Below are 26,303 nucleotides of genomic sequence, written 5' to 3'. Positions count from 1 at the left end.
CCATGCTGCGGCAAGGGCCGCGGGAAGGTTCGCCTCCCGCGGGCCGCCTGCCTACTCGTAGGCCTTGGGGTCGCCGGAATCGGTGGGATTGGCCAGCGCGCGCTTCAGGGCGTCGCTCATCGGGTACTTCAGGTTGATCTGCTTGGGCGGGATCGGTGAATTGAAGTACTTGTCGTAGATCGCGGCCACCTTGCCCGTCTTGATCAGGTCCCGCACGGCGTCGTCCACCACCTTCTTGAAGGCGGGGTCGTCCTTGGGCTCCATGATGCCGTAGGGCGCCATTTCCAGGCCCTTCGTGCCGATCACGAACGCATCGGGGTTCTTCGACGAGGCCACCGCGCCATAGGCGATGCCGTCGTCATTGGCCGACCCCGCCGCGCGGCCCGACTCCACCATCAGGATGGTTTCGGCCGTGTCCTTGGTGGGCGCCATGGTGATGCCCAGGTTGCCCTTGGCGTTCAACTGGGAAATCAGCCGGAAAGTCTGCCCGCCCGCCTGCGCGGCGATCGACTTGCCGCGGAAGGACTCCAGGTTGTTGGGGTCCACGCCGCCGTCCTTGCGCGCCACCAGCACCACCTGGGCCACGAAGGTCGTGGGCGCGAACGACACCAGCTTGTGGCGGTCGAGATTGTTGGTGGTATTGCCGCATTCCAGATCGATGGTGCCGTTTGCCAGCAGCGGAATGCGCGTGGCCGACGTGGTCGGGTTGTAGCGCACCTCCAGCTTGGGCAGCTTCAGCGCGGCCTTCACGTACTGGGCGATTTCCTGGCAGATCTCCACCGTGTAGCCGATCGGCTTCTGGTTGCCGTCCAGGTAGGCGAAGGGCACCGAGGTCTCGGGATGGCCGAGGGTGATGGCGCCGGTTTCCTTGATCTTGTCCAGGCGGCTCGGGCCTTCGGCGTGGGCGGATGCGGCGCTGCCAAGCAGGGCCGCGGCGACGGAGATCGCAGCAAGTGCTTTCATCTGATTCCCTTGGCGCCGTTCGAGCGGCGCATGCTTATGTTCACGACCAACGGCTCCAGTCTGGCTGGCGGCCGCCTCGTCCCGCGATGAGCCCCGCGGCTGGCGAAAAGTATCAACTAGCAGTATGGTTTTATCCAGTTCCAATCGAGTATTCCTCTATACGGATTTGACATGGCCATTCCACGGATGGGCTTGCGACACATCGAGGCGTTCCGGGCCGTCATGATGACCGGCTCGATGACGGCCGCCGCGCGGCGCGTGCATACCTCGCAGCCGCACGTTAGCCGCTTAATCGCGCAATTGGAAGCCATCACCCAGTTCCCTTTGTTCGACCGCAACGGCAGCCGCCTGACCCCCACCCAAGACGGGTCGCGCTTCTTCCAGGAAGTGGAGAAAACCTTCATCGGCCTGGCCGGGCTGGAGTCGGCGGCGGCCAGCATCCGTTCATTCAGCGCCAGCCGCCTGAGCGTGGCGGCCATGCCGCGGCTGGCCGGCGGCCTGCTGGCGCGCATCGTCGCCGCCTTCAAGACCGAATACCCGGACGTCATGGTGTCCATCCATTCCGGCAACGCCAGCACGGTGCACAACTGGATCAGTTCGGGGTTCTGCGACACCGGCCTGGCCATGCTGTCGGGAGAATCCCCCGGCATCCAGGTGGAGCCCGTGCTGTCGATGAGCTGCGTGGCCGTGGTGCCGAAAGGGCACCGCCTGGCCAGGCTGAAAAAGCTCAAGCCCGCCGACTTCGCCGGCGAGCCGTTCGTGGCCTTCACCAGCGGCACGCCGCTGCGCGAACGGATCGACGACGTATTCAAGGCGGCCAAGGTCGAGCGGCAGACCGTGGCCGAGGCCGGACTGGGCTCGTCCATCTGCGCCCTGGTCGGCGCGGGCCTGGGCGTGGCGCTCATCAACCCGCTGGCGGCCCGCGAGGAATTCGAGGCCAACGGTGTGGAAGTGCGGCCCTTCAGCCCCGCGGTGCCGGTAACCGTGGCGCTGCTCTACCCGCCGTACCATACCCGCACGCGGCTGGTCAGCGTGTTCTCGCGCTATGCCCACCAGCTCATGCTGGAAGAGATGGGGGATTTGAAGGCGCGGGCGGCGCGGTGACGCGGCGGCCGGCCGCTTTACTCGACTTCCTTGTCCACGTGCTGGACCACCAAGTCGATCACGCGCGGCGTGTTCTTCGAAGCGAGCGCCTCGATGATCGCGCAGTGTTCCTGATGCAGGGTCTGGCGGCTTTCCGGCACGAAGCCGTACACGCGCCAGGCTTGTATCCATAACTGATGGATCTGCCGCTGCAGGGCGGACAGGATGGGATTTCCGGCCAGTTCGGCCACCTTGGCCTCGAAGCTCATATCCAGGCCGGCGTTCTCTTCGAACTCGCCGCTGGCCGTCTTGTCCTGGGCATTCTCGTCGATCAGCTCTTTCAACGCGCGGATGCCGCTTTTGTTGGCCTTGACGGCATAGGCCTCGAAAATCGCCCGCTCGATCGCGGTCCGTGCCGCGATCAACTGCTGCATGAACTCCTTGGTGACGCCCAGCGCCAGCAGTGCGTTCAGATTGTCGTTGCCGCTGGCGACGGCCTGCTTCTCGACGAAGTAGGTGCCGCTGCCGACCCGCGTCTCGATGCGTCCGGCGGCCTCCAGGACCTTGAGCGCCTGCCGGATCGAAGAGCGGCTTACCGAAAAACTCTCCGACAGCTCACGCTCCGAAGGCAGCTTGTCGCCGATCTGGAACTCGCCGCTGTTCAGGAGATTCTCGAGTTGCTGACAGACCTCCTGAAAGATGTCTGTCCGCTTGATGGGGAGCATTGAGAAACGGGGCTTGCTCATGTGGACTCGATGCCGGACATCCGAAAACTGGGACGTTGGACTTTACCATTCTTCGGCCAAATGGTCCGTCCACTTCCATGTACACCACTTCAATCCTGTCATCAATAGGGGATAATTTGGACTAATTGGTAAGTTGTCCTACCACTTTAAGTCGGATAGCATACCGGTTACCAAGGGCTCGGCCGCCGGCGATGAATGCGCGCGCGGACAGCGAAACCAGGAGACAGCAGCGATGTACAGAAGCAATTTCGAACCCGGCTCCACTCGTTGGGCGGTGCGGCGCAGCCAGTGGCGCAGCATGGGAATCCGAGAAGAGGACATGGAAAAACCCAAGATCGCGATCATCAATACCTCAAACAAGCTCTCCTGCTGCTATGTGCACCTGGACAGCATCAGCGCCCTGGTCCAGCAGGCCATCCGGGATGCCGGCGGCCTCGCCTTCGAAGTGCGCACAGTCGCGCCCAGCGACTTCGTCACCAGCGCGGGCAAGAAGGCGCGTTACCTCATGCCGACCCGCGACCTGATGGTCAACGAGGTGGAGTGCATGATGGAAGGCGCGGTGCTGGACGGAATGATCTGCCTGTCCTCGTGCGACAAGACCACGCCCGCCCATTTGATGGCGGCCGCGCGCCTGGACGTGCCGTCATTGCTTCTCACCTGCGGCTACCAGATCGGCGGCAAATGCTCGAACGAGAAATTCGAGGACCAGTTCTTTGACATCGATGACGTCTACGAGCAGATCGGAGCGCTGGCGACCCGCCAGATCACGCTCAAGGACCTCACCGATATGACGGACGCCGCCATCCAGTCGCCCGGCGTCTGTGCCGGCCTGGGAACGGCCAACTCCATGCACATCGTGGCCGAGGCGCTCGGCATGACGCTGCCCGGCAATTCACCCATCTGGGCCAATGGCCGCCGTCTCAACGAGTACGCGCAACAGGCGGGGCGCCAGATCGTCGAGCTGACCCGCCACGGCGTCTCCGCGCGCTCGATCATCACCGAAAAGGCCATCCGCAATGCGGTAATGATGGTGCTGGCCGTCGGGGGCTCGGTCAACACCGTGCGCCACATCGCCGCCATCGCCACCGAAGCGGAACTGCCGCTGGACGTGGTCAAGCTGTACGAGGAATACGGCAAGGCCATCAAGCTGCTGACCGCCGTGCGTCCCAACGGCCCCTTCCGCACGGAAGACCTGGAAGCGGCCGGCGGGACGCCCGCCGTCATGAGCCAATTGCGCGAGCACCTGTACCTCGACGCCCTGACCGTCACGCGCCAGACCGTCGGCGAGAACATCCGCGACGCGCGGGTCAAGGACAGCAAGATCATCCGTTCGCTGGCCGACCCCGTCAGCCACAGGCCTGGCGTCGGCATCCTGCGCGGCAATCTCGCACCCAATGGCGCCATCGTGAAGTTGTCCGCCGTTCCAGGCGAGCGTGCCGAGTTTTCCGGCCCCGCCAACATTTACGAAGGTGAGGACGAAGCCATTGCCGCCCTGGGCGAAGGCAAGATCAACAAGGGCGACGTGATCGTCCTGCGCAACATGGGCCCCAGCGGGGGCCCCGGCACAGTGTTCGCATGCAGCTTCGTGGCGGCCTTGAACGGGGCCGGCATCGCCGAGTTCGTAGCGGTCGTCACCGACGGGGAACTGTCTGGCCTGAACCGAGGCATCATCGTCGGCCAACTGATGCCCGAATCCGCTGCCGGTGGCCCGCTCGCGGTGGTCCAGCAGGGCGAGACCATCCATATCGACTTCGTCAATCGGCGTATCGACATGGATGTCCCGGCAGTAGAGATACAACGCCGCTTGAGCGAATGGCGCCCCAGAGAGCTGGAATTGGGCGGCGGTAGCAGTACCTATCTTCTCCAGTACGCCCAACTGGTGCAACCCATCGAACAAGGCGCGGTACTGGGCAAGCGCAAGGTCCACGCACACATTCCCTGACCTGCCGGGGGGGCGCCCTTTCCCGGGCGCTCCGGCAAGGTGCATTAGAACAACGACACACGGAGACAGCCCATCATGTCCACACAGACAGAGGCACAGAAGTCCAGAAAAGCGGGTTTGGCGGCGTTCATCGGAACCGTACTGGAATGGTATGACTTCATCATCTATGGCACCGCTGCGGCCATTGTGCTGAACAAGGTTTTCTTCCCGAACAGCGACCCCTTGGTCGGCACGCTGGCGGCCTTCGCCACCTATGCTGTCGGCTTTCTCGCCCGTCCTCTGGGCGGGCTGTTCCTCGGCTATCTGGGCGACAAGGTCGGCAGAAAGACCGTGCTGGTGCTGACGCTCTTCCTGATGGGCGGCGCCACCACCGCGATCGGCCTGCTTCCTGGCTACGACAGCATAGGCGTCTGGGCGCCCGTTCTGCTGGTCCTCATGCGTCTGCTGCAAGGCTTTGGCGCGGGCGGCGAATATGCTGGCGCAGTCGTGCTGTCGGTGGAGCACGCCCAGAAGGGCAAGCGCGGCGCGGCAGGCGCCTGGGCCCCCTTGGGCTTCGCCGCGGCCACCTTGCTGGCCAACGCCGTGTTTTTCTTCTTCCTGAACGTACTTAGCGAAGAGCAATTCATGGCCTGGGGCTGGCGTATTCCCTTCCTGCTCGGCGCCGCGTGCGTGCTGGTCGGCTATCTGATCCGCCGCAACATCGAAGAACCTCCCGCCTTCGAAAAGGCGCAGCAATCCCAGCAGCTCAAGAAGATCGGCCTGCTTTCGGCCATCAAGCATCACCCGCGCAGCTTCTTCATCGTCATCGGATCGCGCATGGGAGAGAACGGCTTCGCCTACCTCTATCCTGTGTTCTGCGTGTCGTACATGGTGACCACGCTGAAGATGGAGAAATCGATGGCCCTGTGGGCCGTCATCATCGCGTCGGCCATCCAGTTGGTCACCATACCCTTCTACGGAGCCCTGTCCGATCGCGTCGGCCGCAAGAAAGTCTATCTGGCCGGCGTAATCTTCTCGATACTGTGGCTCGCACCCTTCTTCATGCTGCTGGACGTGCACGCCTTTTGGGCGGTGGCTCTAGGGTTCGCGGTGGGTCTGGGCCTCGCCTATCCCGCCATGCTCTCGCCGCAGGCGGCCTGGTACGCCGAACTCTTCGACACCGAATTCCGGCTCGCGGGCTTCGCCTTCTCGCGCGAACTGGGATCGTTGTTGGCGGGCGGCCTGGCCCCCTTTATCGCCACGGCGCTCTACACCTATTATCAGCACTGGTGGCCCATTGTCGTCTACATGGGAGCCATGGGGCTGCTGACTGTGATCGCGCTCGCATTGGGGCCTGAAACCGTGCACAAGGAAATCGATTAAAGCGGTACAGCCGCCGGCCTCGGCGGCTCCCGCATTTGAAGGAGACAGCATGGACAGCAACAATGATTTTCCGGCATGGCATCTGGAGTGCCGCTACGACACCGTGCCAGACCTGCCCGTCCTGGCCGAGGTCGATGTGCTGGTGGTCGGCGGCGGCGCCGCCGGCGTGGCCGCCGCGACCACGGCAGCCGAACATGGCAAGTCCACCCTGGTGATCGAGCGTTACGGTTTCTTCGGCGGCGCGGCGGTGGCAGGCATGTCCGGCACCATTTGCGGCATGTACCTGGCGAGCGATCTTCACGCCGAACCGCGGCAGGTCGTGCAAGGATTCACCGAACGTTTTCGCGCGGCGCTGGCCCAGCGCAACGGCGTCACCGGGCCGCAGCGCTACGGCAAGACCTGGACCGTCACGCATGACCCGCTGATGTGGAGCGAGACCGCCGACAGGTTCGTCGAGGAAAGCGGCGCCAGGACACTGTTCCATACCAGCGTAAGCGGAGTCATCGTGCAGCAGGGCGCGTGCACCGGGGTGATTCTCGAATCGGCTGCGGGACGTTCCGTGGTGCTGGCCAAGCGCATCATCGATGCCTCCGGCGATGCCGCGGTCATCGCGCGCGCGGGATACCGGTACGTCTTCGGCGATCACGGCAGGATCCAGAACCCAACCATGTTCTTCCGGCTGGGCCAGATAGATATCCCGCGCTTTCTGGCGTACTGGGGCGAGGACACCATCAATCCGCCCAAGGTCAGCGACGCCATCGCGCAGGCCGACGCGGACAGGCGCTACGATCTGCCGCGCAAAAAGATCTGGATCTTCCCGACCACCCGGCCGGGCGAACTGCTGGTCAACGCGACCCGCCTGACGGCGCGCGACGGCCACATGCTCAACGTTATCGATCCGGAAGACTTTACCGAAGCCGAAATCGCCGGCCGCCGCCAGGTTCGCGAGTACGCCGCCTTCCTGGCGGATAACATCCCGGGCTGCGAAGCCAGCTACGTGATGAATACCGGCACGCAGGTCGGCGTGCGCCAGACGCGCAGCATTGTTGGCGTGCAGACACTGACCAATGACGACGTGCTGTCCTGCCGCAAGCGGGACGACGGCATATGCAAAGTACCGTGGCCGATCGAACTGCATGCGGGTGAAAAACCGAAGCTGCACTGGCTGCTGGACGATTACTACGAAGTCCCGTATCTCGCGCTGGTGCCGGAACACGGGGAGAATCTCGTCGTCGCCGGCCGCTGCCTGAGCGCCGAGCACGAAGCGCTGGCTTCGGCCCGCGTCACCGCCCAATGTTTCGAATACGGCCGCGCCGCCGCGGTCGCCGCAGTTCTATCCCTCGACACCGGCCGCCGATTCCGGGACATTCCCGGCGAAGAAGTCCGCGCGGCGATGCGGAAATTGGGCAGCTCGCTGTAGCCGGCCCCCCGAACCGCGCTTGCCCAAGGCGGGGCTTCCCGCCGCTCTTCGCTCCTGTATACTCCCCCAAGATTGTTCAACAATCCTGGCATCGGATCCGGGAGCGTTTTCAGGAGGCAGGCCATGTCGAATTACCCCGCGGCGTATCAGGTAAGCAAGGGTTCGGTATTGAACGTGGACCGGAATTTCTACCGGACGCTGGTCGCCGACCCAGCGCAGCGCAAGCTCGTCGAATCGCACGTCGTTCCCATCCGCAGCGGCTACGCCTGGAAGGTTCCCGCCGGCCATGTTTTCCGCATCGTCACGCTGGAAGGCCCGCAGGTGGCGGACTTCAATATGTGGAACCTGCACAATCCGCGCGAACGCATGTGGGCGTCCCGCACGCGGCAGCTCCAGCAGGCCCACGTCAGCACGCACGACCGCATCTGGTCCACGCTGCCGTATCTGCGCCCCATGGTGACCATCACCGACGACACGCTGGCCGGCTACGGCACGGACAGCGACGGCGGCCGGGTCCACGACCTGCTGGGCACTCGCTGCGATCCCTACGTCAACAAGCTGCTGACGGGCGAGGATTTCCACTTCCATTGCCATTCCAACCTGACGCGCGCGGTGGCGCCGCACGGCCTGACCGAATTCGACGTCCACGACGTCCTGAACGTGTTCCAGGTCACCGGGCTGAACGACGACGACAAGTACTTCATGAAGGCGTGCCCGGCCAAGCCCGGCGACTACCTGGAGTTCTTCGCCGAAATGGACCTGCTGTGCGCCTTGTCCACCTGCCCCGGCGGCGACCTGTCCGTGCCGATGTGGGGCCCCGAGGCGCGCGATCCCATCGACGTCTGCCGCCCGCTGGGCGTAGAGGTCTACGCGCTGGATCCGGCCTTGCTGCGAGGCTGGACACCGCCCGGGGTTTCACCGTATAAGGGCGTCCACGGACTGCACCCTGAAAAGGTCGAGTGGAAATAAAAGGGGGGGAGGGAAATGCCCCCACGCCGCGCCTTCGGCTTGCTGCCCCCCGAGGGGGCTGTTTTTGCCTTGGGGCGGCCCGGCGGCAAAAATACCCCCACGCCGCGCCTTCGGCTTTGCTGCCCCCAAAAGGGGGCCGTTTCGCCTTGGGGCGGCCCGGCGGCAAAACAGGCGTCGCGGCCAAACCGCGGCGCTTTTCTACAGGAGCCTATGCCATCATGCCCGCCGAACGCGACAGCGGAATCTCGATCGCCGAACGCATCAGCCACCAGTTGCGCGACGACATCATGGAAGGGAAGCTGCCGCCCGGCACGCAGTTGGTCGAGGTCGATCTGGCGGCGGACTACGGCGCATCGCGCAACACGATCCGCGAAGTCCTGCACCAGCTCGGCCGCGAAGGGCTGGCCACGTTCATCCGCCACAAAGGCGTGGTGGTGCGCCGCATGGAGCGCAAGGACCTGCGCGAGATCTACGCGGCCCGCCGCGCGCTGGAGCTGCAGGCCATCGCCGGCGGGCTGCCGCTGCAGCCCGCCTTGCTGGACAAGATGCACACCGCCATCAACGCGGCCGAGCGCGCGCTGTCGAAAAAGCAATGGCGCAACGTCGGCACGCTGAGCCTGCAAGTGCACCAGCACATCGTCGCGCAATTGGGCAGCCGGCTGCTGGACGAGTTCTTTCTCACGCTCTGTGCGCAACTGCGCCTGGTGTTTGCCTCCGAGGTCGATGAAAGCCGTATCCAGACGCCCGACTGGATCGAGCGCGAACGCCATATCCATGGCCTGTTGGTGGAAGGCCGGCGCGACCTGGCCGCGCAATCCCTGACGGACTACCTGGACGATTCGGAACGCACGCTGATGGCGGTCCTGACGCGCCTGAAACAGCAGGCCAAATAAGGCCGGCCGGGCGCACGCCCGGCTGCCTCCGGCACGCGCCTACGCCTGCGTTTCCGGTTCCGCGTAGCTGCCGTCTTCCCGATGCGTTTCCTGCCCGCTCAAGGGCGGGTTGAACACGCAGACCAGCCGCAAGTCCCCCTTCATCGCCCGCAGTACGTGCTGGTCGTTCTTGTCCAGCGCGTACAGGGTGCCGGGCCTGATGGCGTGCACCGCGCCGGTGGCCACGTCCTCGACCTCGCCTTCGCCCTCCATGCAGTAATTCGCTTCGTAGTGGTGCTTGTAGTGCAGGCGCAGCTCGGCGCCTTCGAAGACGCGGGTCTCGTGCACCGAATAACCGATGCCGTCGCGCTTGACGATGATGCGCTTGCTTTCCCAGCCCGGTCCCCGGGCATGGCGTTCGGTGTCGGTCAGGTCGTCGCTGTGGATAACTATCATGGATGCGGATCCGCAATGAGTGGAGAAAATCAGTTCCGTCGGCGCGCAGCCGATCCGAGCACGTCTTCGATCTGCGCCGCGGCGGCCAGCAGCGCGCGGTCGCCGCCGCGCAGCCCCGTCGCCATCAGGCCCACGGCGTTTCCGGCCGCCGGAGCGCCCGGCAACGAAATGCTCGGCAAGTCCAGGCGGTTGGCGAATTCCGTCAGGCTGAACGCCCGCGCGTTCTCGCGCAGATAGACGTCGTTGTCGTCCAGCATCGCCACCGGCGGCGGCAGCATGGGCACCGTCGGCGTGAGCACCGCGTCGGCACCCGCCATCAAGGCGTCGTATTCCCCGCGCAATTCCGCCAGCCGGCGTTGCGCGGCAAGATAGGCATGCGCAGGCACGCGCGCGCCCAGCAGCATGCGCGGCCCCACGCGGGGATCGTAGCGGGCCGAGTCGACCGCCAGGCGCGGTGCGTGCAGCGCATAGGCCTCGGCCGCGATGATGCCGCCGTCACGCGCCACGGCCCCTGCCTGGGCGATGCAAGGCATCGGCATGCGCCGCAGCACGGCGCCGGCCTCCCTCAGGCGTTCCAGCCAGGCCGAGAACGTGTTCCGCACTTGGGGAACCAGCATATCCTCCACGTGATCCGGCAGCACGAAAATCCTGCCCGCCAGCGGCATCGCGCCGCAGGCAGGGTGCGGCGGCGCGCTGTCGGGCGCCAACGCCTTATCCACACGCAGGCAGCCGGCGGCGTCCGCGGCGATGATGCCCGGCACGTCGAACGTGGGCGACAGATACATCATGCCGCCATCGTCGTATCGGCCTCGGGACGGCTTGAAACCGGCCACGCCGCAGAACGCCGCGGGAATCCTCGCCGATCCGCTGGTGTCGGACACCAGCGCGACATGCGCCATGCCCAGCGCCACGGCCACCGCGCCGCCGCTGCTGGAGCCGCCCGCCACGCGCGGCGCGTCGGTCATGCACGGCGTGAGCGGCGTTCCGTAGGCGGCATTCAAGCCCAGCGCCCCGTAGGCGAACTCGGTCATATTGTTCTGCGCCAGAAGTACCGCCCCCGCCGCCCGCAGCGCGCGCACCAGCGCGGCATCCTCGGCGGCGGGCGGGGCATCGGCCAATACCCGCGAACCCGCGTGCGTCGTCCATCCCCGCACGTCGAAACAGGCTTTCACGCCCAGCACCATCCCGGCCAGCGGTTCGCCGCCGGGCGTCAGCCCGCGCAGCGCGTCGCGCGCGCGCGCCTCGGCCAGCGCCTCCTCGTCGCGGCGGGAGAGCAGGGCTTGCGCCGCGGCTACGGGTTCCGCCGCCGTCCGCGCCAGGCATTCCGACACAGCCCCGAAAGACAGATCGCGGTCAAGATACATGGACATGGCTCAGGAAGTCCTTCACGCGCGGGTCCGCGCTGCCCAGCACCTGTGCCGGCGGCGCGTCGAGCAGAACACGGCCGGCCTCCATGAAGACCACGCGGTCCGATACCTTGAACGCGAAACCCATTTCATGCGTCACGATCAGCATTGTCATGCCCTCGCGCGCCAGCGTCTCCACCACCTTCAGCACTTCCGCCACCAGTTCGGGATCCAGCGCCGAGGTGGGCTCGTCGAACAACATGATGGACGGCCGCATGGCCAGGGCGCGGGCGATTGCAACGCGCTGCTGCTGCCCCCCTGAAAGCTGATGCGGGTATTTGTGCGCGTGGTCCAGCATGCCCACCTTGTCGAGCAGCGCGAGCGCCTCGCGCCGCAGCGTATCGGCGTTGCCGCGCCGGTGGTAGGCCGGCGCCAGCATCACGTTCTGCAGCACCGTTTTATGGGGAAACAGGTTGAAGCTCTGGAACACCATGCCGATGTCGAGGATCCGGTCGCCGGGCCCCGCCTGCGCGCCGGTCTTGGGCGAGCCGAGGAAGGGCTTGCCATGCAGCAGCACCTCGCCGCCGTCCAGCGTCTCCAGACCGTTCAAGGTGCGGATCAGGGAAGTCTTGCCCGAACCCGATGGGCCGATGATGCTGATGACCTCGCCGGGCTGGACCGTCAGGTCTATGCCCTTGAGCACCTCGTGGTCGCCGAAGCGCTTGCGCGCCTGCCGCACTTCCAGCGCGGGCTCGTCGCCGGCGGCCTTCATCGCGGCCCCCGACGTGCTTTCCCGTATCGCGCGGCGCGCCCGTTCGTCCAGCGCCAGCGGCTTGGGCGTGCGCCGCAGGATGTTCATGTGCGACTCCAGCCAGCCCAGCAGTTTGTCGAACAGTGTCACGATCAGCACGTAGTACAGCGCCACCGCCAGCATGGTCTCGAACACCAGGAAGTTCTGCGTATACAGGCGCTGCCCGACCAGCAGGATCTCGGCCAGAGAGATCACCGACACCAGCGAGGTCAGCTTCGCGATCGTGATGAACTCGTTGCTCAGGGCCGGCAGCGCAATGCGCAATGCCTGCGGAATCACGATCATGCGCTGGATGCCGGCGTAGCGGATGCCCAGCGCGCGCCCGGCCTCGATCTGCCCGCGCGGCACGCCCAGGATCCCGCCGCGGTGTATTTCGGCGATGAAGGCGGTCTCGCTCACGACCAGGGCCGTCAGGCCCGCGTAGAACGGATCCGACAGCAATGCGCCGGCCGCCGGAAAGACCTGCGGCAGGTTGTAGATGAACACCAGCAGCACCAGCAGCGGCAGACTGCGGAAAAACCAGATGTACAGGCCCGCCAGCCGGCGGATGACGGGGTTCTTCGCCTGTTTGCCCAGCGCCAGCAGGAAACCCGCCGCCACGCCTATCACCCAGGTCGCCGTGCTCAGCTTTACCACCACCCAGCACGCCTTCCAGAAATCGGTGTCCCAGAGCAGGCTGACGGCATAGTCCCAATCGAAATGCATGTTTCCGGCTTCCCTGGCGCGTTACCGGGCCGGGGCCATCAGGGCGGCCTGAATTTCCGCCGCGGACGGTTCCTCCAGCCCGTAGCGAGCCAATAGCGCCTGGTATTCGCCGCTCTCGCGAGCGCGCTGCAGCGCGCCGGCCAATGCGCCCTGAAGCTCCTTCGACTCTTTGTTGATGCCCAGCCCGATCACGATCGGGTAGAGCAGGGTGGTGGAGGTCAATTTGAGGCTGTCCTTGGACTGCGCCAGCATGCCATGCACCACCGCGGCATCCTCGATCATCGCGTCGGCGGCCTGCGACCGCAGCGCCATCATCGCCTCCGGAGAAGTCGGAAACTCCAGCACCTTGATTTCGCCCTGTCCCTTGGGCTGGCAGGTCTCGCGCGAGACCTTCTGCAGCTTCGGCGTCCACGACGCGCCCTTGATCGACGCCACCCGCTTGCCGCAGAGCGCCTCCGGCCCCGCGGGCGCGTACTGGCTGGAGGCCAGCACCACCAGCGACGCGCCAGTCTTCAGGTACGGAATGAAATCGATCAGCTTGGTGCGCTCCGGCGTGACGTACAGGGCGGATGCCACGGCATCGAAACGATGCGCCCGCATGCCCAGTATCAAATCGGGAAAGCGCGTGTCGACGAACACCGGCTTCAGCGACAGCTTGGAAGCGAGCAGCCGGGAGAAATCCGCGTCGAAGCCGGCGGGCTTGCCCGCGTCCATGTAGGCATAGGGCGGATAGGTGAGATCCGAGCCCACGGTAAGGCTGTCCGCGTTGATGGTGGCGGCTGCGAAAGCCAGCGGAGATGCTGCGCACAACATGAATGCGGCCAGGGCTCGCGCGATGCCGCGACGCGATGCCGCCAGAATCGTAGTGGACATGATTTCCCCTATTGAACGCCCTGGAACCCGCGGCAAGACTGGGTCTGCCCCATGCCGGGAGGCATTTTCCGGACCAGGATTGTTGAACAATTTTTGCGATTCTGCGGCAATGGGGAGGCAGCGGATATGGGTGTTTTCCCTAGCGGTTTCCATGGTGGCGGCAAAGATCATCGCGGCCCGCGGATGGTATCTGGCCCGCGATGCGCCATCCAAAGGCTGGAGAGACGCCGCGGGATTTTTCGCCTACAGTTTTTCCGCACTACCTCGCCACCAGCGGTTGCATTGGCTGTTTTGGAATACAGCTTCTCTAACGGGAGAGGATCATGCGACCCATTTGCGCTGTTGTCGTCGCCGGCCTGTTGTTGGGGTCGGGGAATGCCGCCCAGGCGGTTCCCCTGGCGCGGATAGACGTGGGCGACTCGTACTACGTGCATCGGGACCTTGACGACAACGTGCTCGTCACGGTGGTCGCCATCGACGCGGCGACGCGGAAGATCAAAGTGCTTTTCCCGAACGGCGCCGTCGATTGGGTCGCTCCCGAAAGGCTGCTGACCCAGAGTCAGAACGATGAGGACGAGGCCGCCAGCGCGAACGCGATGCTTCAGGTCTTCGCATGCATGCTCGAACCGAACGATCCATCCTGCAAGGAAACGGAATGGAAGCCGGGCGCGCCGCATCCGAGACTGGCGCATGTGGTGGCGGGCAGCGAACGAGGAAAATGGCGTCCCGCGGCCGGGTATCAATGGGAGAACCCGGACCGCTTCGGCCCGGTGACCTGGTCGCCGGGAACGAAGCACCCCGACTATGAGCATGTCGTTGCCGCGCAATCCGAGAATCGGTGGATTCCGCTGCCCGGGTATCAATGGAAGGATCCGCCGAACCTCGGCCCGGTAGTGTGGACGCCAGGGATGAAACACCGCAACAACCCTGTGCTCCTCGCGGGCGCCACACCCGATTCCTGGGTCCCGGCCCCCGGCTATAAATGGGCCAATCCGTCGAATCCGGCCGACATGACCGCCGTTCCCAAGTAGCGCTGCGAATGCCGTGGCCCGCCCGGATTCTCGACGGCGCAGAGCGCTCACCGGCGCGGATAAAAGAAATAGGGGCTGCCAAAGCAGCCCCTATTACGAAGTCCGGATGTCCCGAAAGGAATCCAGGCGCGTGCGGGATCCTACATGGGATCCTGCATGCCTACGCGTCGATATTCCCCGCCGACAGCGCGTGCGTCTCGATGAAGTTGCGGCGCGGCTCCACATCGTCGCCCATCAGCGTGGTGAAGACTTCGTCGGCCGCGATGGCATCCTCGATCTGCACGCGCAGCAGACGGCGCACCTTCGGGTCCATCGTGGTTTCCCACAACTGGTCCGGGTTCATTTCGCCCAGGCCCTTGTAGCGCTGCTTGGAGATGCCGCGCTCGGCTTCGCCGCGCAGCCACTGCATGGCTTCGCGGAAGTCGGACACGGTCTGCTCCTTGCGCTTTTCGCCTTCGCCGCGGGCGACCAGCGAGCGCGGGCCCACCTTGCCGGAGAAACTCTTCGCGGCCTTGGACAGGATGGCGTAGTCCGAGCCGTTCACGAAGTCCGCGTCGATGAGGCTCACGCGCACGTTGCCGTGGTGCATGCGCTGCACCGACAGGCGGTGGCGTTCGGTGGCTTCGTCGAACTGCGCAACGACGTCCACGCCGTTGCCGCTCACCGGATCGCGCATGGCCTCGGCCAGGCGGCGGGCGGAATCGGCGGTGGACTCGGCCGTCTCCAGGTTGATTTCCACGCCTTCGGCCATGGCCGAGAGCGCGGCCGTGTCGAACACGCGCGACAGGCGGGCGATCACGCCGTCGGCGGCGACGTACTGGCGGGCCAGTTCGTTCAGCTCTTCGCTGCGGATGATGTTGCCGCCCGAAATGATCTCGGCATCCTTCAGCGCCAGCGACAGCATGAACTGCGCTTCTTCCTGGTCGTCCTTCAGGTAGCGCTCTTCACGACCGACCTTGACCTTGTACAGCGGCGGCTGGGCGATGTAGACGTAGCCGCGCTGCACCAGCTCGGGCATCTGGCGGTACAGCAGCGTCAGCAGCAGGGTGCGGATGTGCGCGCCGTCCACGTCCGCGTCGGTCATGATGATGAGGCGGTGGTAGCGCAGCTTGTCCACGTTGAAGTCGGGGCCGATGCTGGTGCCCAGCGCCGTGATCAGCGTGGCGATCTGTTCGCTGGCGATCAGGCGGTCGAAGCGCGCCTTTTCGACGTTCAGCACCTTGCCGCGCAGCGGCAGGATGGCCTGGAACTTGCGGTCGCGGCCCTGCTTGGCCGAGCCGCCCGCGGAGTCGCCCTCGACGATGTACAGCTCGCACAGCGCGGGGTCCTTTTCCTGGCAGTCGGCCAGCTTGCCGGGCAGGCCGGCGCCTTCCAGCACGCTCTTCCTGCGCGTCATTTCGCGCGCCTTGCGCGCGGCTTCGCGCGCGCGGGCGGCCTCGACGATCTTGGCGCACAGCGCCTTGGCGTCGTTCGGGTGTTCCAGCAGCCAGGTTTCCAGCGTGCGCGCCACGGCCTCTTCCACCGCCGGACGCACTTCGCTGGAGACCAGCTTGTCCTTGGTCTGGCTGCTGAACTTGGGTTCGGGCACCTTCACTGACAGCACGCAGGCCAGGCCTTCGCGCATGTCGTCGCCGGAGGTCTCGACCTTGGCCTTCTTGGCCAGTTCGTTGTCGGCGATGTACTTGTTCAGGATGCGGGTCATGGCCGCGCGCAGGCCGGTCAGGTGCGAGCCGCCATCGCGCTGCGGGATGTTGTTGGTGAAGCACAGCACGCTTTCGCTGTAGCTGTCGTTCCACTGCATCGCCACTTCGACGCCGACCGACACGCCGCCGGCGGCGGACTCGGTGCTGACCGAGAACACGTTCGGGTGCAGCACGGTCTTGCTGCGGTTGATGTATTCGACGAAGCCCTTCACGCCGCCCGAGAACGCGAAGTTCTCTTCCTTGCCCTGGCGCTGGTCGATCAGGCGGATCTTCACGCCATTGTTCAGGAACGACAGTTCGCGCAGGCGCTTCGAGAGGATCTCGTAGTGGTATTCGATGTTGTTGAAGATGAGCGGGTCGGCCAGGAAGCGCACTTCGGTGCCGCGCTTGTCGGTCGTGCCCGTCACCGCCAGGGGCGCGACGCGCTCGCCCTGGCGGAACTCCATCTGATGCACCTGGCCGTTGCGGCGGATGGTCAGCCGCAGCCATTCGGACAGCGCGTTCACGCAAGACACGCCCACGCCGTGCAGGCCGCCGGACACCTTGTAGGAGTTCTGGTCGAACTTGCCGCCGGCATGCAGTTCGGTCATGACGATTTCCGCCGCGCTGCGGTGGAATTCATCGTCCTTGTGGATGTCGGTGGGAATCCCGCGGCCGTTGTCGGTGACGGAAATGGAGTTGTCGGTGTGGATCGTGACGACGATGTCGTCGCAATAGCCGGCCAGGGCTTCGTCGATGGCGTTGTCGACGACTTCGAACACCATGTGGTGCAAGCCGGTACCGTCGGACGTGTCGCCGATGTACATGCCGGGGCGCTTGCGCACGGCCTCCAGCCCCTTGAGCATCTTGATCGAGTCAGCGCCGTAGCCGCTGTTCTCGGGAGTGGTGTTCTGCTGATCTGACATGTCTGTATCGATAACGCTTTAAAGAACGGCCTGGCGGCCGGACCGCCCGCGAGCCCTCAGGCCCGCAAGCGGCACAAACCCACGATAGGCGCGCGAATCAAATCCGCATGGGCATGACGACGTACTTGAACTGGTCGTCTTCGGGCAAGGTGATGAGCGCCGACGCGTTGGCGTCGGGCATGACCGACCACTGGATGTTGTCGACCTTCACGTTGGCCAGCACGTCGAGCAGGTAGCCCACGTTGAAGCCGACGTCCAGCGCTTCATGGCCGTAGTCGATGTCGATCTCTTCCTGCGCCTCTTCCTGCTCGGCGTTGGACGACGAGATCTTCATCTGGTTCTGCGCCAGTTGCAGGCGCACGCCCTTGAACTTGTCGGTGGTCAGGATGGCGGCGCGCTGCAGGCTGCCCTGGAGCGCTTCGCGGCCGACCAGGAAATGACGCGTGTAGTTCGTCGGGATCACGCGCGTGAAATCGGGGAACTTGCCTTCGACCAGCTTGGACACCAGCTCGACGTCGCCGAAACGGAAACGGATCTGGCCCGGCGCCACGTCGATGGAGACGGGCTCGTCGGAGTCTTCCAGCAGGCGCTGCATTTCCAGCACGGTCTTGCGCGGCACGATCACTTCGTGGCGTTCGCTGATGCCGTCGGCTTCGGTGGAGCAATGGGCCAGGCGGTGGCCGTCGGTGGCGACCGCGCGCACGCGGCCCGGCTCGAACACCAGCAGCATGCCGTTCAGGTAGTAGCGGATGTCCTGTTGCGCCATGGCGAAGTGCACCATGTTGAACAGGTGGCGCAGCGTGCGCTGCGGCATGGTCAGCGATACGTCCCACTGCTCGGGCTGAGCCACGGTGGGGAATTCGCTGGCGGCCAGCGTCTGCAGCGCGAAGCGGCTCTTGGCCGACTGCACCGACAGCTTGTTGCTGGCCAGCGCCAGGCGCACGTCGCCCGTGTCCGGCAGCGCCTTCAGGATGTCCAGCAGCTTGCGCGCCGCGACGGTGGTGGACTCGTTGTCCTGGCCCACGCCGAAGTCGGCATGCGTGGTGATCTGTACTTCCAGGTCGGTCGCAATGAAGGCGACCTTGTTGCCTTCCTTGCGCATGAGGATGTTCGCCAGGATGGGCAGGGTATGGCGTCTTTCGACGATGCCCGCCACGGTCGACAGCGGTTTCAGCAATGCATCGCGTGTGGTTTGTACGAGTTGCATGTTCATCCTTTTAGAGTTTGTTCCAACACGTGCAGGGTATGGTTGAGTTCCGCTTGCTTGGCGCGGGCATCGGAAATCTTGCGTACGGCATGCAGCACGGTGGTGTGATCACGGCCACCGAACAGATCGCCGATTTCCGGCAGGCTTTTCTGGGTCAGCTCCTTCGCCAGGTACATCGCAACCTGGCGCGGCAAGGCGATATTCGCGGGCCGGCGTTTCGAATACATGTCGGCCACCTTGATCTTGTAGAAATCCGCCACCGTCTTCTGGATGTTCTCGACGGTGATCTGCCCGTTGGAAACGGACAGGAGATCCTTCAGGGCTTCCTTGCAGACATCCACCGTCAGCACGTCACGGCCGTGGAAGCGCGCATAGGCCAGGACCTTGCGCAGCGCGCCTTCCAGTTCGCGCACGTTGCTGCGCAGATGCTTGGCGATGAAGAACGCCACTTCCTCGGGCATGGGCACGCCTTCGGATTCCGCCTTGCGCAGCAGGATCGCCACGCGCATTTCGAGTTCCGGGGGCTCGATGGCCACCGTCAGGCCGGAATCGAAGCGCGAAATCAGCCGGCTGTCGATGCCGGACAGTTCCTTCGGATACGTATCGCTGGTGATGATGATCTGCTTGCGCTGCGCGACCATCGCTTCGAACGCGTAGAAGAATTCTTCCTGCGTGCGGTTCTTGCCGGAGAAGAACTGGATGTCGTCGATCAGCAGCAGGTCCAGCGAATGGTAGTAGCGCTTGAAATCGTCGAACGCCTTGCGCTGGTAGGCCTTCACCACGTCGGACACGTACTGGTCGGCATGCACGTAGCGCACGCGCACGCCGGTGCCCGCCGCCACCATCGCATTGCCGATGGCGTGGATCAGGTGGGTCTTGCCCAGGCCCACGCCGCCATACAGGAACAGCGGGTTGTAGGACGTGCCCGGATTCTCGGCGACCTGCAGCGCGGCGGCGCGCGCGAGCTGGTTCGCCTTGCCGGTCACGAAGTTCTCGAAGGTCAGGTCGGTGTTCAGGCGCGAGCGCTCGTACACGATGTTGGCGGCATCCGCGTTCACGGCCTGCGCCGCCGCCGTCGTGGCGGGCGCCTGCGCCGCGGCGGGTGCCGCGGCCGGCGCGCTCGTGGGCGGAGCGCCGCCTAAGGGGGACGCGCCGGACGGATGGGTCTGCGCTTGCGCGGCCCGCACGGGCGCGACCGGCATGCGCGGCGCGGCGCCATGGGAAGGCAACTCGAACAGGACCTGCACCGGACGCTCGAACCACTCCGCGGCCAACGCTTCGATCTGGTGGGAAAAGTTCTTGCGCACCCAGTCCAGCTTGAAGCGGTTGGGCGCGGCAACGCGCAGCACCGCCTGCGTCTCGTCATACGCAAGCGGGACCAGCGGTCGTATCCACGCGCTGATTTGTTGGGGGGGGAGTTCCTGCTCAAGACGACTGACGCAGGTCTGCCAGAATTCTTTCATGTCGCTCTTATTCAAACCTCGATTCTACCTTGCCTGGGCTGGGGTTATCCACAGGGTAGGGCATAAGTGTCCGGGGGGCGCAGGCTTAACTGTTTGACAAGACAGGGAAAACTTGCTGAAATGGTGGGCTTTTCCGAATTCTGTCTGTCAGAAGGTTTCACAGAGAGCTTGGCCGCGCTCGCCTGATAAGGGTGTTTTCACCTGTATCGCCATGGCAAGTGCTCGGTTCTAGCTTCTATAAAGGTCGCCTGGGTTTTTCCCGGTCAGAGCCCCGTCTGCGAGTTGTTTTTTGCCTATGTTGCAAAAATGCCCGCCAGATACCCGCTACCTGAATGCGCGACCAGGAACCCTCCGGGCAGGTCCCTTCTGACTCTTGTTCTTTTTGTGGATCGTCCATGAAACGTACCTACCAACCTTCCGTTACCCGCCGCAAGCGCACCCATGGCTTTCGCGTGCGCATGAAAACCCGCGCTGGCCGCGCCATCCTGAGCGCACGTCGCGCCAAGGGCCGCAAGCGTCTGGCCGTCTAAGTCCTTGTCTTCCGGTTTTCCCGGAGACCTGACGCCCGACCCGCAGTCCATGCCGCGCGCCACGCTTCCCCCGGAGGCGCGGCTGCATCGCCCCTCCGAGTTTGCCGCCGCCCTCAAAGGCCGGCGTCTTGCCCGAGGGGCGTTCTTCATTGTGAGCGCCGCTCCCAATGATCTGCCCCCCGGCCAGGATGCCTGTGCCCGCCTGGGCCTGGTGATCGCCAAGCGGTTCGCCGCCCATGCCAGCACGCGCAACGCCATCAAGCGGGTCATCCGCGAAGCGTTCCGCCACCGGCGCCTGGACCTCCCGGCGAAGGATTACGTCGTGCGTCTGCATAGCAAGGTCGCGCCCGCCACGCTCACCGCGCTCAAACGCGGCGTCAGGGCCGAAGTGGACGCTCACTTTGGGCGTATCGCGCGATGACTGGCCGGACCCGCTCGCTCGGGGCTGTTTTACTCATTGCCCCGATCCGGTTCTACAGGTTCTTCCTGAGTCCCTGGATCGGCAGGCAGTGCCGCTTTACCCCCACCTGCTCGGCGTACGCGATCGAAGCGATCGAGCGCCACGGCGCCTGGCGCGGCTTCTGGCTCGCGGTCCGTCGCATCGGCCGCTGCCACCCGTGGTCGCCCGGCGGGTTGGATCCGGTTCCGCCGGCCAAGGGAACCAATGGCCCCCCCCGCTGTTCCCACAGCCACCGCACCGAGCACGATTGACGCTAAACTGGCGGGCTTTGCTGGCCCGTATTCACTTCAGTAGGCACCATGGATATCCGACGAACCGTCCTCTGGATGATTTTTTCCTTCTCGCTGTTGCTCCTATGGAACAACTGGCAAATCCATAACGGCAAGCCGTCGCTGTTCGGGGGCCCCACGCCCGCGGCCAGCACGAGTGAACCGCAGGCGGCCGCGAACAACGCGACACCCTCGGTGCCCAGTTCCCCCGTTCCCGCGGCGGCGGCTCCGTCCGCCGTGCCCGGCGCCGCCGCGCCGGCTGCCGCGCGCTCGGAAGAGATCGTCATCACGACCGACGTGCTGCGCCTGACGTTCGACACGATGGGCGCCCAACTGGTGCGCGCCGAACTGCTGAAGTACCCGGCCACCGGCCAGCCGGACAAGCCCACGGTGCTGCTGGACCGCTCCGCCGGCCTGAACTACGTGGTGCAGACCGGCGTCGTCGGCGCGCCCAACGGCCAGAGCTTCCCCACGCACCAGACGCCTTTCCGCTTCGTCTCCTCCGACCGCCAGATGACCGGCGACAGCCTGGCCGTCGCGTTCGAAAGCGAATCGGGCGGCATGAAGGTCACCAAGACGTTCACGCTGCATCGCGGCCGCTACGACATCGACGTGCGCCACGACCTGGCCAACGTCGGCTCCGCCCCCGTGACGCCCGCGCTGTATCTGCAGCTCGAGCGCGACGGCAACGACCCCGCCGACACGTCCAGCTTCTATCACACCTTCACCGGCTTCGCCGTCTACTCGGAACAGGACAAGTTCCAGAAGATCACCTTCGGCGATATCGAAAAGAAGAAGGCCAACTACATCAAGCAGGCGGACAACGGCTGGATCGCCGTGGTCCAGCACTATTTCGCCACCGCCTGGGTGCCCCCGCAGGGCAAGCCGCGCAACAACGAACTGCTGGAAGTGCAGAAGAACCTGTACGCCGCCCGCAGCATCGAAGCCGTCGGCGACGTCGCGCCGGGTGCCGCCGCGCGCGTCGATTCGCACCTGTGGGTCGGCCCGCAGGACCAGAAGGCCATGGCGGCGCTCGCCCCCGGCCTGGAACTGGTCGTCGACTACGGCTGGCTGACCATCATCGCCAAGCCGCTGTTCAAGCTGATGACCTGGCTGCATTCCCTGCTGGGTAACTGGGGCTGGACCATCGTCGCGCTGACCGTGCTGATCAAGGCCGTGTTCTACCCCCTGGCCGCCGCCAGCTACCGCTCCATGGCCCGCATGAAGCAGGTGGCTCCGCGCCTTCAGGCCCTGAAGGAAAAGTACGGCGACGACAAGCAGAAGCTCAATGCGGCCATGATGGAGATGTACCGCACCGAGAAGATCAACCCGCTGGGCGGCTGCCTGCCGATGGTGGTGCAGATCCCGGTGTTCATCTCGCTGTACTGGGTGCTGCTGGCCAGCGTGGAAATGCGCGGCGCGCCGTGGATCCTGTGGGTGCACGACCTCTCGATCCGCGACCCGTTCTTCATTCTGCCCGCCATCATGATGGCCACCATGTTCCTGCAGATCAAACTGAACCCGACGCCCCCGGACCCCGTCCAGGCCAAGGTCATGATGATCATGCCGCTGGTGTTCGGCGGGATGATGTTCTTCTTCCCGGCCGGCCTGGTGCTGTACTGGTGCGTCAACAACACCTTGTCGATCGCGCAGCAGTGGTCCATCACGCGCGCCTTGCAGCGCAAGACGGAAGCCGCGGCGAACCGCTGAAGCGTGCCCTGGCAAAGAACCGGCCCTTATGGGCCGGTTTTTTTTTGTGCGCGCCCGGCGCCAGGCGCGCGCATCCTTTGTTTTGGCGATAGTTATTCTTAATCAAGCATGATGTTCCAATCAACTTCACATTGCAAACCAAGACCCCTATGATGTGTCGGAGATATCCCCGGCCGGCAATGCCAGGGAGATCCCAGACACGGCGCGGGCCCGCAACGGCCCCGCATTCCAGGAATGACATAGGGAGTGTGCTATGACCGACAAGAAACATCTGACCACCGCCTCGGGCGCGCCGGTAGCGGACAACAACAACACGATGACCGCAGGCCCCCGTGGCCCGGCGCTGTTGCAGGATTTCTGGCTGCTTGAAAAGCTCGCGCATTTCGACCGCGAACGCATTCCCGAACGCGTCGTGCACGCCAAGGGTTCCGGCGCATACGGCACCTTCACTGTCACGCACGACATCTCGCGCTACACCCGCGCCAGCATCTTCTCCCAGATCGGCAAGCAGACCCCGCTGTTCCTGCGCTTCTCCACCGTGGCCGGCGAACGCGGCGCGGCGGACACCGAACGCGACGTGCGCGGCTTCGCCATCAAGTTCTATACCGACGAGGGCAACTGGGACCTGGTGGGCAACAACACGCCCGTCTTCTTCATCCGCGACCCGCTGAAGTTCCCGGACTTTATCCACACGCAGAAACGCGAACCCAAGTCCAACCTGCGCAGCGCCACCGCCGCCTGGGATTTCTGGTCGCTCAACCCCGAGTCGCTGCACCAGGTCACCACCCTGATGAGCGACCGCGGCATCCCCGCCAACCTGCGCCAGCAGCACGGCTTCGGCTCGCACACGTTCAGCTTCATCAACAAGGACGGCGAACGCTTCTACGTGAAATTCCACTTCAAGTCGCAGCAGGGCATCGCCTGTCTGACCGACGAGGAAGCGGCGCAAGTCGTCGCGCACGACCGTGAAAGCTCGCAGCGCGACCTGTTCAACAACATCGAACAGGGCAACTTCCCGAAGTGGACGCTGAAGGTGCAGATCATGCCCGAGGCCGAAGCCGCGACCTACCACATCAATCCCTTCGATCTGACCAAGGTCTGGCCGCACGGCGACTACCCCCTGATCGAGGTCGGCGTGCTGGAGCTGAACAAGAACCCCGAAAACTATTTCGCGGAAGTGGAGCAGGCCGCGTTCACGCCGGCCAACGTGGTCCCCGGCATCGGCTTCTCGCCGGACAAGATGCTGCAGGGCCGCCTGTTCTCCTATGGCGACACGCATCGCTACCGCCTGGGCATCAACCACCACCAGATCCCCGTGAACACGCCGCGCTGCCCGTTCCACAGCTACCACCGCGACGGCGCCGGGCGCGTCGACGGCAATGCCGGCGCCACCCTGAACTACGAGCCCAATAGTTTCGGCGAATGGAAGGAAACCCCGTCCGCGGCCGAGCCGCCGCTGGCGCTGGACGGTCAAGCCGCCGATCGCTGGAACCATCGCGTGGACGATGACTACTATTCGCAGCCGGGCGCCTTGTTCCGCCTGATGACGCCCGCCCAGCAGGAACTGCTGTTCGGCAACATCGGCCGCCACATGGCGGGCGTGCCCGAGGAAATCCAGCGCCGCCAACTGGAACATTTCCGGAAGGCCGATCCGGCCTATGCGGCGGGCGTGGCCAAGGCGCTGGGACTGAAGCTGTAATCCCGCAAGGCGCCAAGCGCAGGGCGGCCCGGACAGGGCCGCCTTTTTTATCGGGGCATCAGCGCTGCATGCCCCAGCGCCGGACCGTGAAACGCTCCAAGGTGTCGAACCCCAGGTTTTCCACAAGCAGGCCGATGATCACCACCGCGGCCAGCCCCGCGAACACGCGGTCTGTGTACAACTCGTTGCGGTTCTGGAAGATGTACCAGCCCAGCCCGCCCTTGCCGCTGGAGGCGCCGAACACCAGTTCCGCCGCGATCAGCGTGCGCCACGCGAACGCCCAGCCTATCCGCAGCCCGGCCAGGATGGCCGGCAGCGCCGCCGGCACCAGGATCTGCAGGACGTAGCGCAAGCCCGTCAGCCCGTAGTTGCGCCCCGCCATGCGCAAGGTCTCCGACACGCCCAGGAAGCCCGCGTACATGTTCAGCGCCAGCGCCCACAGCACGGAATGGATCAGCACGAATACCAGGCTGCCTTCGCCCAGGCCGAACCACAGCAGCGCCAGCGGCAATAGCGCGATGGCGGGCAGCGGGTTGAACATCGCGGTCAGCGTCGACAGCAGGTCGCGCCCGAACCGCGTCGACACGGCCAGCGTCGTCAGCACGAAGGCCAGCGCCACGCCGGCCGCGTAACCCTGCACCAGCACACGCAGGGACTGCCCCGCGCGCGCCAGCAGTTCGCCGCTGGCGATGCCCTGCACGAAGGCCGCCGCCGTCTGCGATGCGCCGGGCAGCAGCAGGTCGTTGTCGGTATAGCGCGCCGCCAGCTCCCAGATGCCGGCCAGCAGCGCCAGGATCAACAGTTTGCGCAGGCTGGCGTGCTGCCACAGGCGCTCGTGCCAGGGCAGGGGCGCTTCGGCCGCCTGCGCGGGCAAGGGGGGCAGTTCGTACTCCACCTCGGGACGCACCGGGATCGCTCCGGCATGGGTATTGCTCATGCGTTTTCCTTCAGGCCGCCGCGCGCTCGGCCGGCGCCGCCGGAGCCGATTCGAACAGCAGGTCGTGGATGCGCCTGGCCGCCGACTGGAACGCCGCGGAGCCCTGGCTGTGCAGCCCGAAGGCATGGGCGTTCAATTCGGCGCGCACGCGGCCCGGATGCGGCGACAGCAACAATACGCGGCTGCCCAGCACCAATGCCTCTTCGATCGAATGCGTGACGAACAGCAGCGTGAAGCGCACGTCTTCCCATAGCGCCAGCAGCTCTTCCTGCATGCGCCGGCGCGTCAGCGCATCCAGCGCGGCGAAAGGTTCGTCCATCAGCAGCACGCGCGGCTGCATGGCCAGGGCGCGCGCGATGGCCACGCGCTGCTTCATGCCGCCGGACAGCGTGTGCGGATAGGCGTCGGCGAATGCGGACAGGCCCACCTTGTCCAGGTAGTGCATGGCGCGTTCGTCCGCTTCGCGGCGGCCCAGCTTGCGCGACGCCAGCAGCGGAAACGCCACGTTCTGGCGCAGCGTCTTCCAGGGCGGCAACTGGTCGAATTCCTGGAACACCACGATGCGGTCGGGCCCCGGGCCGCGCACGGGCCGCCCGTCTATGGCGATACGTCCTTCGGTCGGATCGATAAAGCCCGCAACCGCCTTGAGCAGGGTGGATTTTCCGCAGCCCGAGGGCCCCAGCAGGATGAACCGCTCCGCGCCGTGCACATCGAAACTCACCTGATGCGTGGCGCGAACCCGCCGCTCACGCGTCTTGTATTCGATCGACACCTTATCCACAGCCAGCAAAGGCGTGGCCTTTTCGGGGTTATCCACAGGGCCCGCGGCGGTCAGGCCCAT

23 protein-coding genes are annotated in these 26,303 nt (G+C 65.1%); 12 read left to right on the top strand and 11 right to left on the bottom strand.

Annotation, left to right across the window (positions count from 1 at the left end):
- Window positions 1–51 precede the first annotated feature (51 nt).
- On the bottom strand, window positions 52–963 hold the full coding sequence (locus AVE30378_RS15770) for an amino acid ABC transporter substrate-binding protein (RefSeq protein ID WP_129241820.1): 912 nt from the start codon (window positions 961–963) through the stop codon (window positions 52–54).
- A 171-nt stretch (window positions 964–1,134) separates the two neighbouring features.
- Here AVE30378_RS15770 and AVE30378_RS15765 point away from each other — a divergent pair, with 171 nt between their 5' ends.
- Window positions 1,135–2,067: a LysR substrate-binding domain-containing protein gene (locus AVE30378_RS15765; protein WP_129241819.1), complete on the top strand. Its 933-nt coding sequence runs from the start codon at window positions 1,135–1,137 to the stop codon at window positions 2,065–2,067.
- Between the two features lie 17 nt (window positions 2,068–2,084).
- On the opposite strand, the gene AVE30378_RS15760 is transcribed toward AVE30378_RS15765, so the two are convergent.
- Window positions 2,085–2,792, bottom strand: a complete 708-nt coding sequence (locus tag AVE30378_RS15760) for a FadR/GntR family transcriptional regulator (RefSeq protein ID WP_129241818.1) — start codon at window positions 2,790–2,792, stop codon at window positions 2,085–2,087.
- 319 nt (window positions 2,793–3,111) lie between these two features.
- On the opposite strand from AVE30378_RS15760, the gene ilvD reads away from it, so the two are divergent.
- The 5 genes from ilvD (at window position 3,112) to AVE30378_RS15735 (ending at window position 9,378) form a co-directional block, all read left to right on the top strand.
- Complete coding sequence (gene ilvD / locus AVE30378_RS15755; protein WP_244235062.1) at window positions 3,112–4,734, top strand: dihydroxy-acid dehydratase; 1,623 nt, start codon at window positions 3,112–3,114, stop codon at window positions 4,732–4,734.
- Window positions 4,735–4,809: 75 nt separating this feature from the next.
- On the top strand, window positions 4,810–6,096 hold the full coding sequence (locus AVE30378_RS15750) for an MFS transporter (protein WP_129241816.1): 1,287 nt from the start codon (window positions 4,810–4,812) through the stop codon (window positions 6,094–6,096).
- Between the two features lie 49 nt (window positions 6,097–6,145).
- A complete protein-coding gene (locus AVE30378_RS15745; protein WP_129241815.1) occupies window positions 6,146–7,516 on the top strand; it encodes an FAD-dependent oxidoreductase in 1,371 nt (456 codons plus the stop codon).
- A gap of 123 nt (window positions 7,517–7,639) precedes the next feature.
- Window positions 7,640–8,485: an urea carboxylase-associated family protein gene (locus tag AVE30378_RS15740; protein WP_129241814.1), complete on the top strand. Its 846-nt coding sequence runs from the start codon at window positions 7,640–7,642 to the stop codon at window positions 8,483–8,485.
- Window positions 8,486–8,703: 218 nt separating this feature from the next.
- Window positions 8,704–9,378, top strand: a complete 675-nt coding sequence (locus tag AVE30378_RS15735) for a GntR family transcriptional regulator (protein ID WP_129241813.1) — start codon at window positions 8,704–8,706, stop codon at window positions 9,376–9,378.
- Between the two features lie 39 nt (window positions 9,379–9,417).
- On the opposite strand, the gene AVE30378_RS15730 is transcribed toward AVE30378_RS15735, so the two are convergent.
- From AVE30378_RS15730 to AVE30378_RS15715, 4 genes are read right to left on the bottom strand one after another with little or no spacing between them, the layout of a single operon-like run.
- Window positions 9,418–9,813, bottom strand: a complete 396-nt coding sequence (locus AVE30378_RS15730; protein ID WP_129241812.1) for an ectoine synthase — start codon at window positions 9,811–9,813, stop codon at window positions 9,418–9,420.
- A gap of 29 nt (window positions 9,814–9,842) precedes the next feature.
- Window positions 9,843–11,183, bottom strand: a complete 1,341-nt coding sequence (locus tag AVE30378_RS15725; RefSeq protein ID WP_129241811.1) for an amidase — start codon at window positions 11,181–11,183, stop codon at window positions 9,843–9,845.
- Window positions 11,167–12,675 carry an amino acid ABC transporter permease/ATP-binding protein gene (locus AVE30378_RS15720; protein WP_129241810.1) on the bottom strand — a complete coding sequence of 503 codons (1,509 nt, stop codon included), beginning with the start codon at window positions 12,673–12,675 and terminating at the stop codon, window positions 11,167–11,169. The genes AVE30378_RS15725 and AVE30378_RS15720 overlap by 17 nt, the downstream gene beginning before the upstream one ends.
- 21 nt (window positions 12,676–12,696) lie before the next feature.
- A complete protein-coding gene (locus tag AVE30378_RS15715) occupies window positions 12,697–13,548 on the bottom strand; it encodes an ABC transporter substrate-binding protein (protein WP_129241809.1) in 852 nt (283 codons plus the stop codon).
- Between the two features lie 323 nt (window positions 13,549–13,871).
- Between AVE30378_RS15715 and AVE30378_RS15710 the strand changes: the two genes are divergently transcribed.
- Window positions 13,872–14,579 (top strand): hypothetical protein, encoded by a 708-nt coding sequence (locus AVE30378_RS15710; RefSeq protein ID WP_129241808.1) that lies wholly within the window; start codon window positions 13,872–13,874, stop codon window positions 14,577–14,579.
- 160 nt (window positions 14,580–14,739) lie between these two features.
- Here the strand turns inward: AVE30378_RS15710 and gyrB are convergent, their stop codons facing one another.
- The 3 genes from gyrB to dnaA form a co-directional block, all read right to left on the bottom strand.
- A complete protein-coding gene (gyrB, locus tag AVE30378_RS15705; protein ID WP_129241807.1) occupies window positions 14,740–17,187 on the bottom strand; it encodes a DNA topoisomerase (ATP-hydrolyzing) subunit B in 2,448 nt (815 codons plus the stop codon).
- Window positions 17,188–17,284: 97 nt separating this feature from the next.
- Window positions 17,285–18,394 carry a DNA polymerase III subunit beta gene (gene dnaN, locus AVE30378_RS15700; protein WP_165360198.1) on the bottom strand — a complete coding sequence of 370 codons (1,110 nt, stop codon included), beginning with the start codon at window positions 18,392–18,394 and terminating at the stop codon, window positions 17,285–17,287.
- 2 nt (window positions 18,395–18,396) lie between these two features.
- On the bottom strand, window positions 18,397–19,857 hold the full coding sequence (dnaA, locus tag AVE30378_RS15695; protein ID WP_129241805.1) for a chromosomal replication initiator protein DnaA: 1,461 nt from the start codon (window positions 19,855–19,857) through the stop codon (window positions 18,397–18,399).
- Window positions 19,858–20,252: 395 nt separating this feature from the next.
- Here dnaA and rpmH point away from each other — a divergent pair, with 395 nt between their 5' ends.
- The 5 genes from rpmH (at window position 20,253) to AVE30378_RS15670 (ending at window position 24,525) form a co-directional block, all read left to right on the top strand.
- On the top strand, window positions 20,253–20,387 hold the full coding sequence (gene rpmH / locus AVE30378_RS15690) for a 50S ribosomal protein L34 (protein WP_006228069.1): 135 nt from the start codon (window positions 20,253–20,255) through the stop codon (window positions 20,385–20,387).
- 49 nt (window positions 20,388–20,436) lie between these two features.
- Window positions 20,437–20,808, top strand: a complete 372-nt coding sequence (locus tag AVE30378_RS15685) for a ribonuclease P protein component (RefSeq protein ID WP_062681593.1) — start codon at window positions 20,437–20,439, stop codon at window positions 20,806–20,808.
- Window positions 20,805–21,098, top strand: a complete 294-nt coding sequence (yidD, locus tag AVE30378_RS15680; RefSeq protein ID WP_129241804.1) for a membrane protein insertion efficiency factor YidD — start codon at window positions 20,805–20,807, stop codon at window positions 21,096–21,098. The genes AVE30378_RS15685 and yidD overlap by 4 nt, the downstream gene beginning before the upstream one ends.
- A 48-nt stretch (window positions 21,099–21,146) precedes the next feature.
- Window positions 21,147–22,826 (top strand): membrane protein insertase YidC, encoded by a 1,680-nt coding sequence (gene yidC, locus AVE30378_RS15675; protein ID WP_129241803.1) that lies wholly within the window; start codon window positions 21,147–21,149, stop codon window positions 22,824–22,826.
- A gap of 253 nt (window positions 22,827–23,079) precedes the next feature.
- Window positions 23,080–24,525: a catalase gene (locus tag AVE30378_RS15670; RefSeq protein ID WP_129241802.1), complete on the top strand. Its 1,446-nt coding sequence runs from the start codon at window positions 23,080–23,082 to the stop codon at window positions 24,523–24,525.
- A gap of 58 nt (window positions 24,526–24,583) precedes the next feature.
- Here AVE30378_RS15670 and AVE30378_RS15665 read toward each other — a convergent pair whose 3' ends face one another.
- Entirely contained in the window at window positions 24,584–25,462 is an 879-nt protein-coding gene (locus AVE30378_RS15665; RefSeq protein ID WP_129241801.1) for an ABC transporter permease, read from the bottom strand.
- A 10-nt stretch (window positions 25,463–25,472) separates the two neighbouring features.
- Complete coding sequence (locus tag AVE30378_RS15660) at window positions 25,473–26,303, bottom strand: ABC transporter ATP-binding protein (RefSeq protein ID WP_129241800.1); 831 nt, start codon at window positions 26,301–26,303, stop codon at window positions 25,473–25,475.

The sequence above is a fragment of the Achromobacter veterisilvae genome, from assembly GCF_900496975.1.
Taxonomy (GTDB): domain Bacteria; phylum Pseudomonadota; class Gammaproteobacteria; order Burkholderiales; family Burkholderiaceae_B; genus Achromobacter; species Achromobacter veterisilvae.
This window is presented reverse-complemented; position numbering and strand designations above follow the sequence as displayed.

What these genes read in the sequence shown, in the direction of transcription:
- AVE30378_RS15770 (WP_129241820.1), bottom strand. Translation starts at nt 963, where the DNA reads ATGAAAGCACTTGCTGCGATCTCCGTCGCCGCGGCCCTGCTTGGCAGC.
- AVE30378_RS15765 (WP_129241819.1), top strand. Translation starts at nt 1,135, where the DNA reads ATGGCCATTCCACGGATGGGCTTGCGACACATCGAGGCGTTCCGGGCC.
- AVE30378_RS15760 (WP_129241818.1), bottom strand. Translation starts at nt 2,792, where the DNA reads ATGAGCAAGCCCCGTTTCTCAATGCTCCCCATCAAGCGGACAGACATC.
- ilvD (WP_244235062.1), top strand. Translation starts at nt 3,112, where the DNA reads ATGGAAAAACCCAAGATCGCGATCATCAATACCTCAAACAAGCTCTCC.
- AVE30378_RS15750 (WP_129241816.1), top strand. Translation starts at nt 4,810, where the DNA reads ATGTCCACACAGACAGAGGCACAGAAGTCCAGAAAAGCGGGTTTGGCG.
- AVE30378_RS15745 (WP_129241815.1), top strand. Translation starts at nt 6,146, where the DNA reads ATGGACAGCAACAATGATTTTCCGGCATGGCATCTGGAGTGCCGCTAC.
- AVE30378_RS15740 (WP_129241814.1), top strand. Translation starts at nt 7,640, where the DNA reads ATGTCGAATTACCCCGCGGCGTATCAGGTAAGCAAGGGTTCGGTATTG.
- AVE30378_RS15735 (WP_129241813.1), top strand. Translation starts at nt 8,704, where the DNA reads ATGCCCGCCGAACGCGACAGCGGAATCTCGATCGCCGAACGCATCAGC.
- AVE30378_RS15730 (WP_129241812.1), bottom strand. Translation starts at nt 9,813, where the DNA reads ATGATAGTTATCCACAGCGACGACCTGACCGACACCGAACGCCATGCC.
- AVE30378_RS15725 (WP_129241811.1), bottom strand. Translation starts at nt 11,183, where the DNA reads ATGTCCATGTATCTTGACCGCGATCTGTCTTTCGGGGCTGTGTCGGAA.
- AVE30378_RS15720 (WP_129241810.1), bottom strand. Translation starts at nt 12,675, where the DNA reads ATGCATTTCGATTGGGACTATGCCGTCAGCCTGCTCTGGGACACCGAT.
- AVE30378_RS15715 (WP_129241809.1), bottom strand. Translation starts at nt 13,548, where the DNA reads ATGTCCACTACGATTCTGGCGGCATCGCGTCGCGGCATCGCGCGAGCC.
- AVE30378_RS15710 (WP_129241808.1), top strand. Translation starts at nt 13,872, where the DNA reads ATGCGACCCATTTGCGCTGTTGTCGTCGCCGGCCTGTTGTTGGGGTCG.
- gyrB (WP_129241807.1), bottom strand. Translation starts at nt 17,187, where the DNA reads ATGTCAGATCAGCAGAACACCACTCCCGAGAACAGCGGCTACGGCGCT.
- dnaN (WP_165360198.1), bottom strand. Translation starts at nt 18,394, where the DNA reads ATGCAACTCGTACAAACCACACGCGATGCATTGCTGAAACCGCTGTCG.
- dnaA (WP_129241805.1), bottom strand. Translation starts at nt 19,857, where the DNA reads ATGAAAGAATTCTGGCAGACCTGCGTCAGTCGTCTTGAGCAGGAACTC.
- rpmH (WP_006228069.1), top strand. Translation starts at nt 20,253, where the DNA reads ATGAAACGTACCTACCAACCTTCCGTTACCCGCCGCAAGCGCACCCAT.
- AVE30378_RS15685 (WP_062681593.1), top strand. Translation starts at nt 20,437, where the DNA reads ATGCCGCGCGCCACGCTTCCCCCGGAGGCGCGGCTGCATCGCCCCTCC.
- yidD (WP_129241804.1), top strand. Translation starts at nt 20,805, where the DNA reads ATGACTGGCCGGACCCGCTCGCTCGGGGCTGTTTTACTCATTGCCCCG.
- yidC (WP_129241803.1), top strand. Translation starts at nt 21,147, where the DNA reads ATGGATATCCGACGAACCGTCCTCTGGATGATTTTTTCCTTCTCGCTG.
- AVE30378_RS15670 (WP_129241802.1), top strand. Translation starts at nt 23,080, where the DNA reads ATGACCGACAAGAAACATCTGACCACCGCCTCGGGCGCGCCGGTAGCG.
- AVE30378_RS15665 (WP_129241801.1), bottom strand. Translation starts at nt 25,462, where the DNA reads ATGAGCAATACCCATGCCGGAGCGATCCCGGTGCGTCCCGAGGTGGAG.
- AVE30378_RS15660 (WP_129241800.1), bottom strand. Translation starts at nt 26,303, where the DNA reads ATGGGCCTGACCGCCGCGGGCCCTGTGGATAACCCCGAAAAGGCCACG.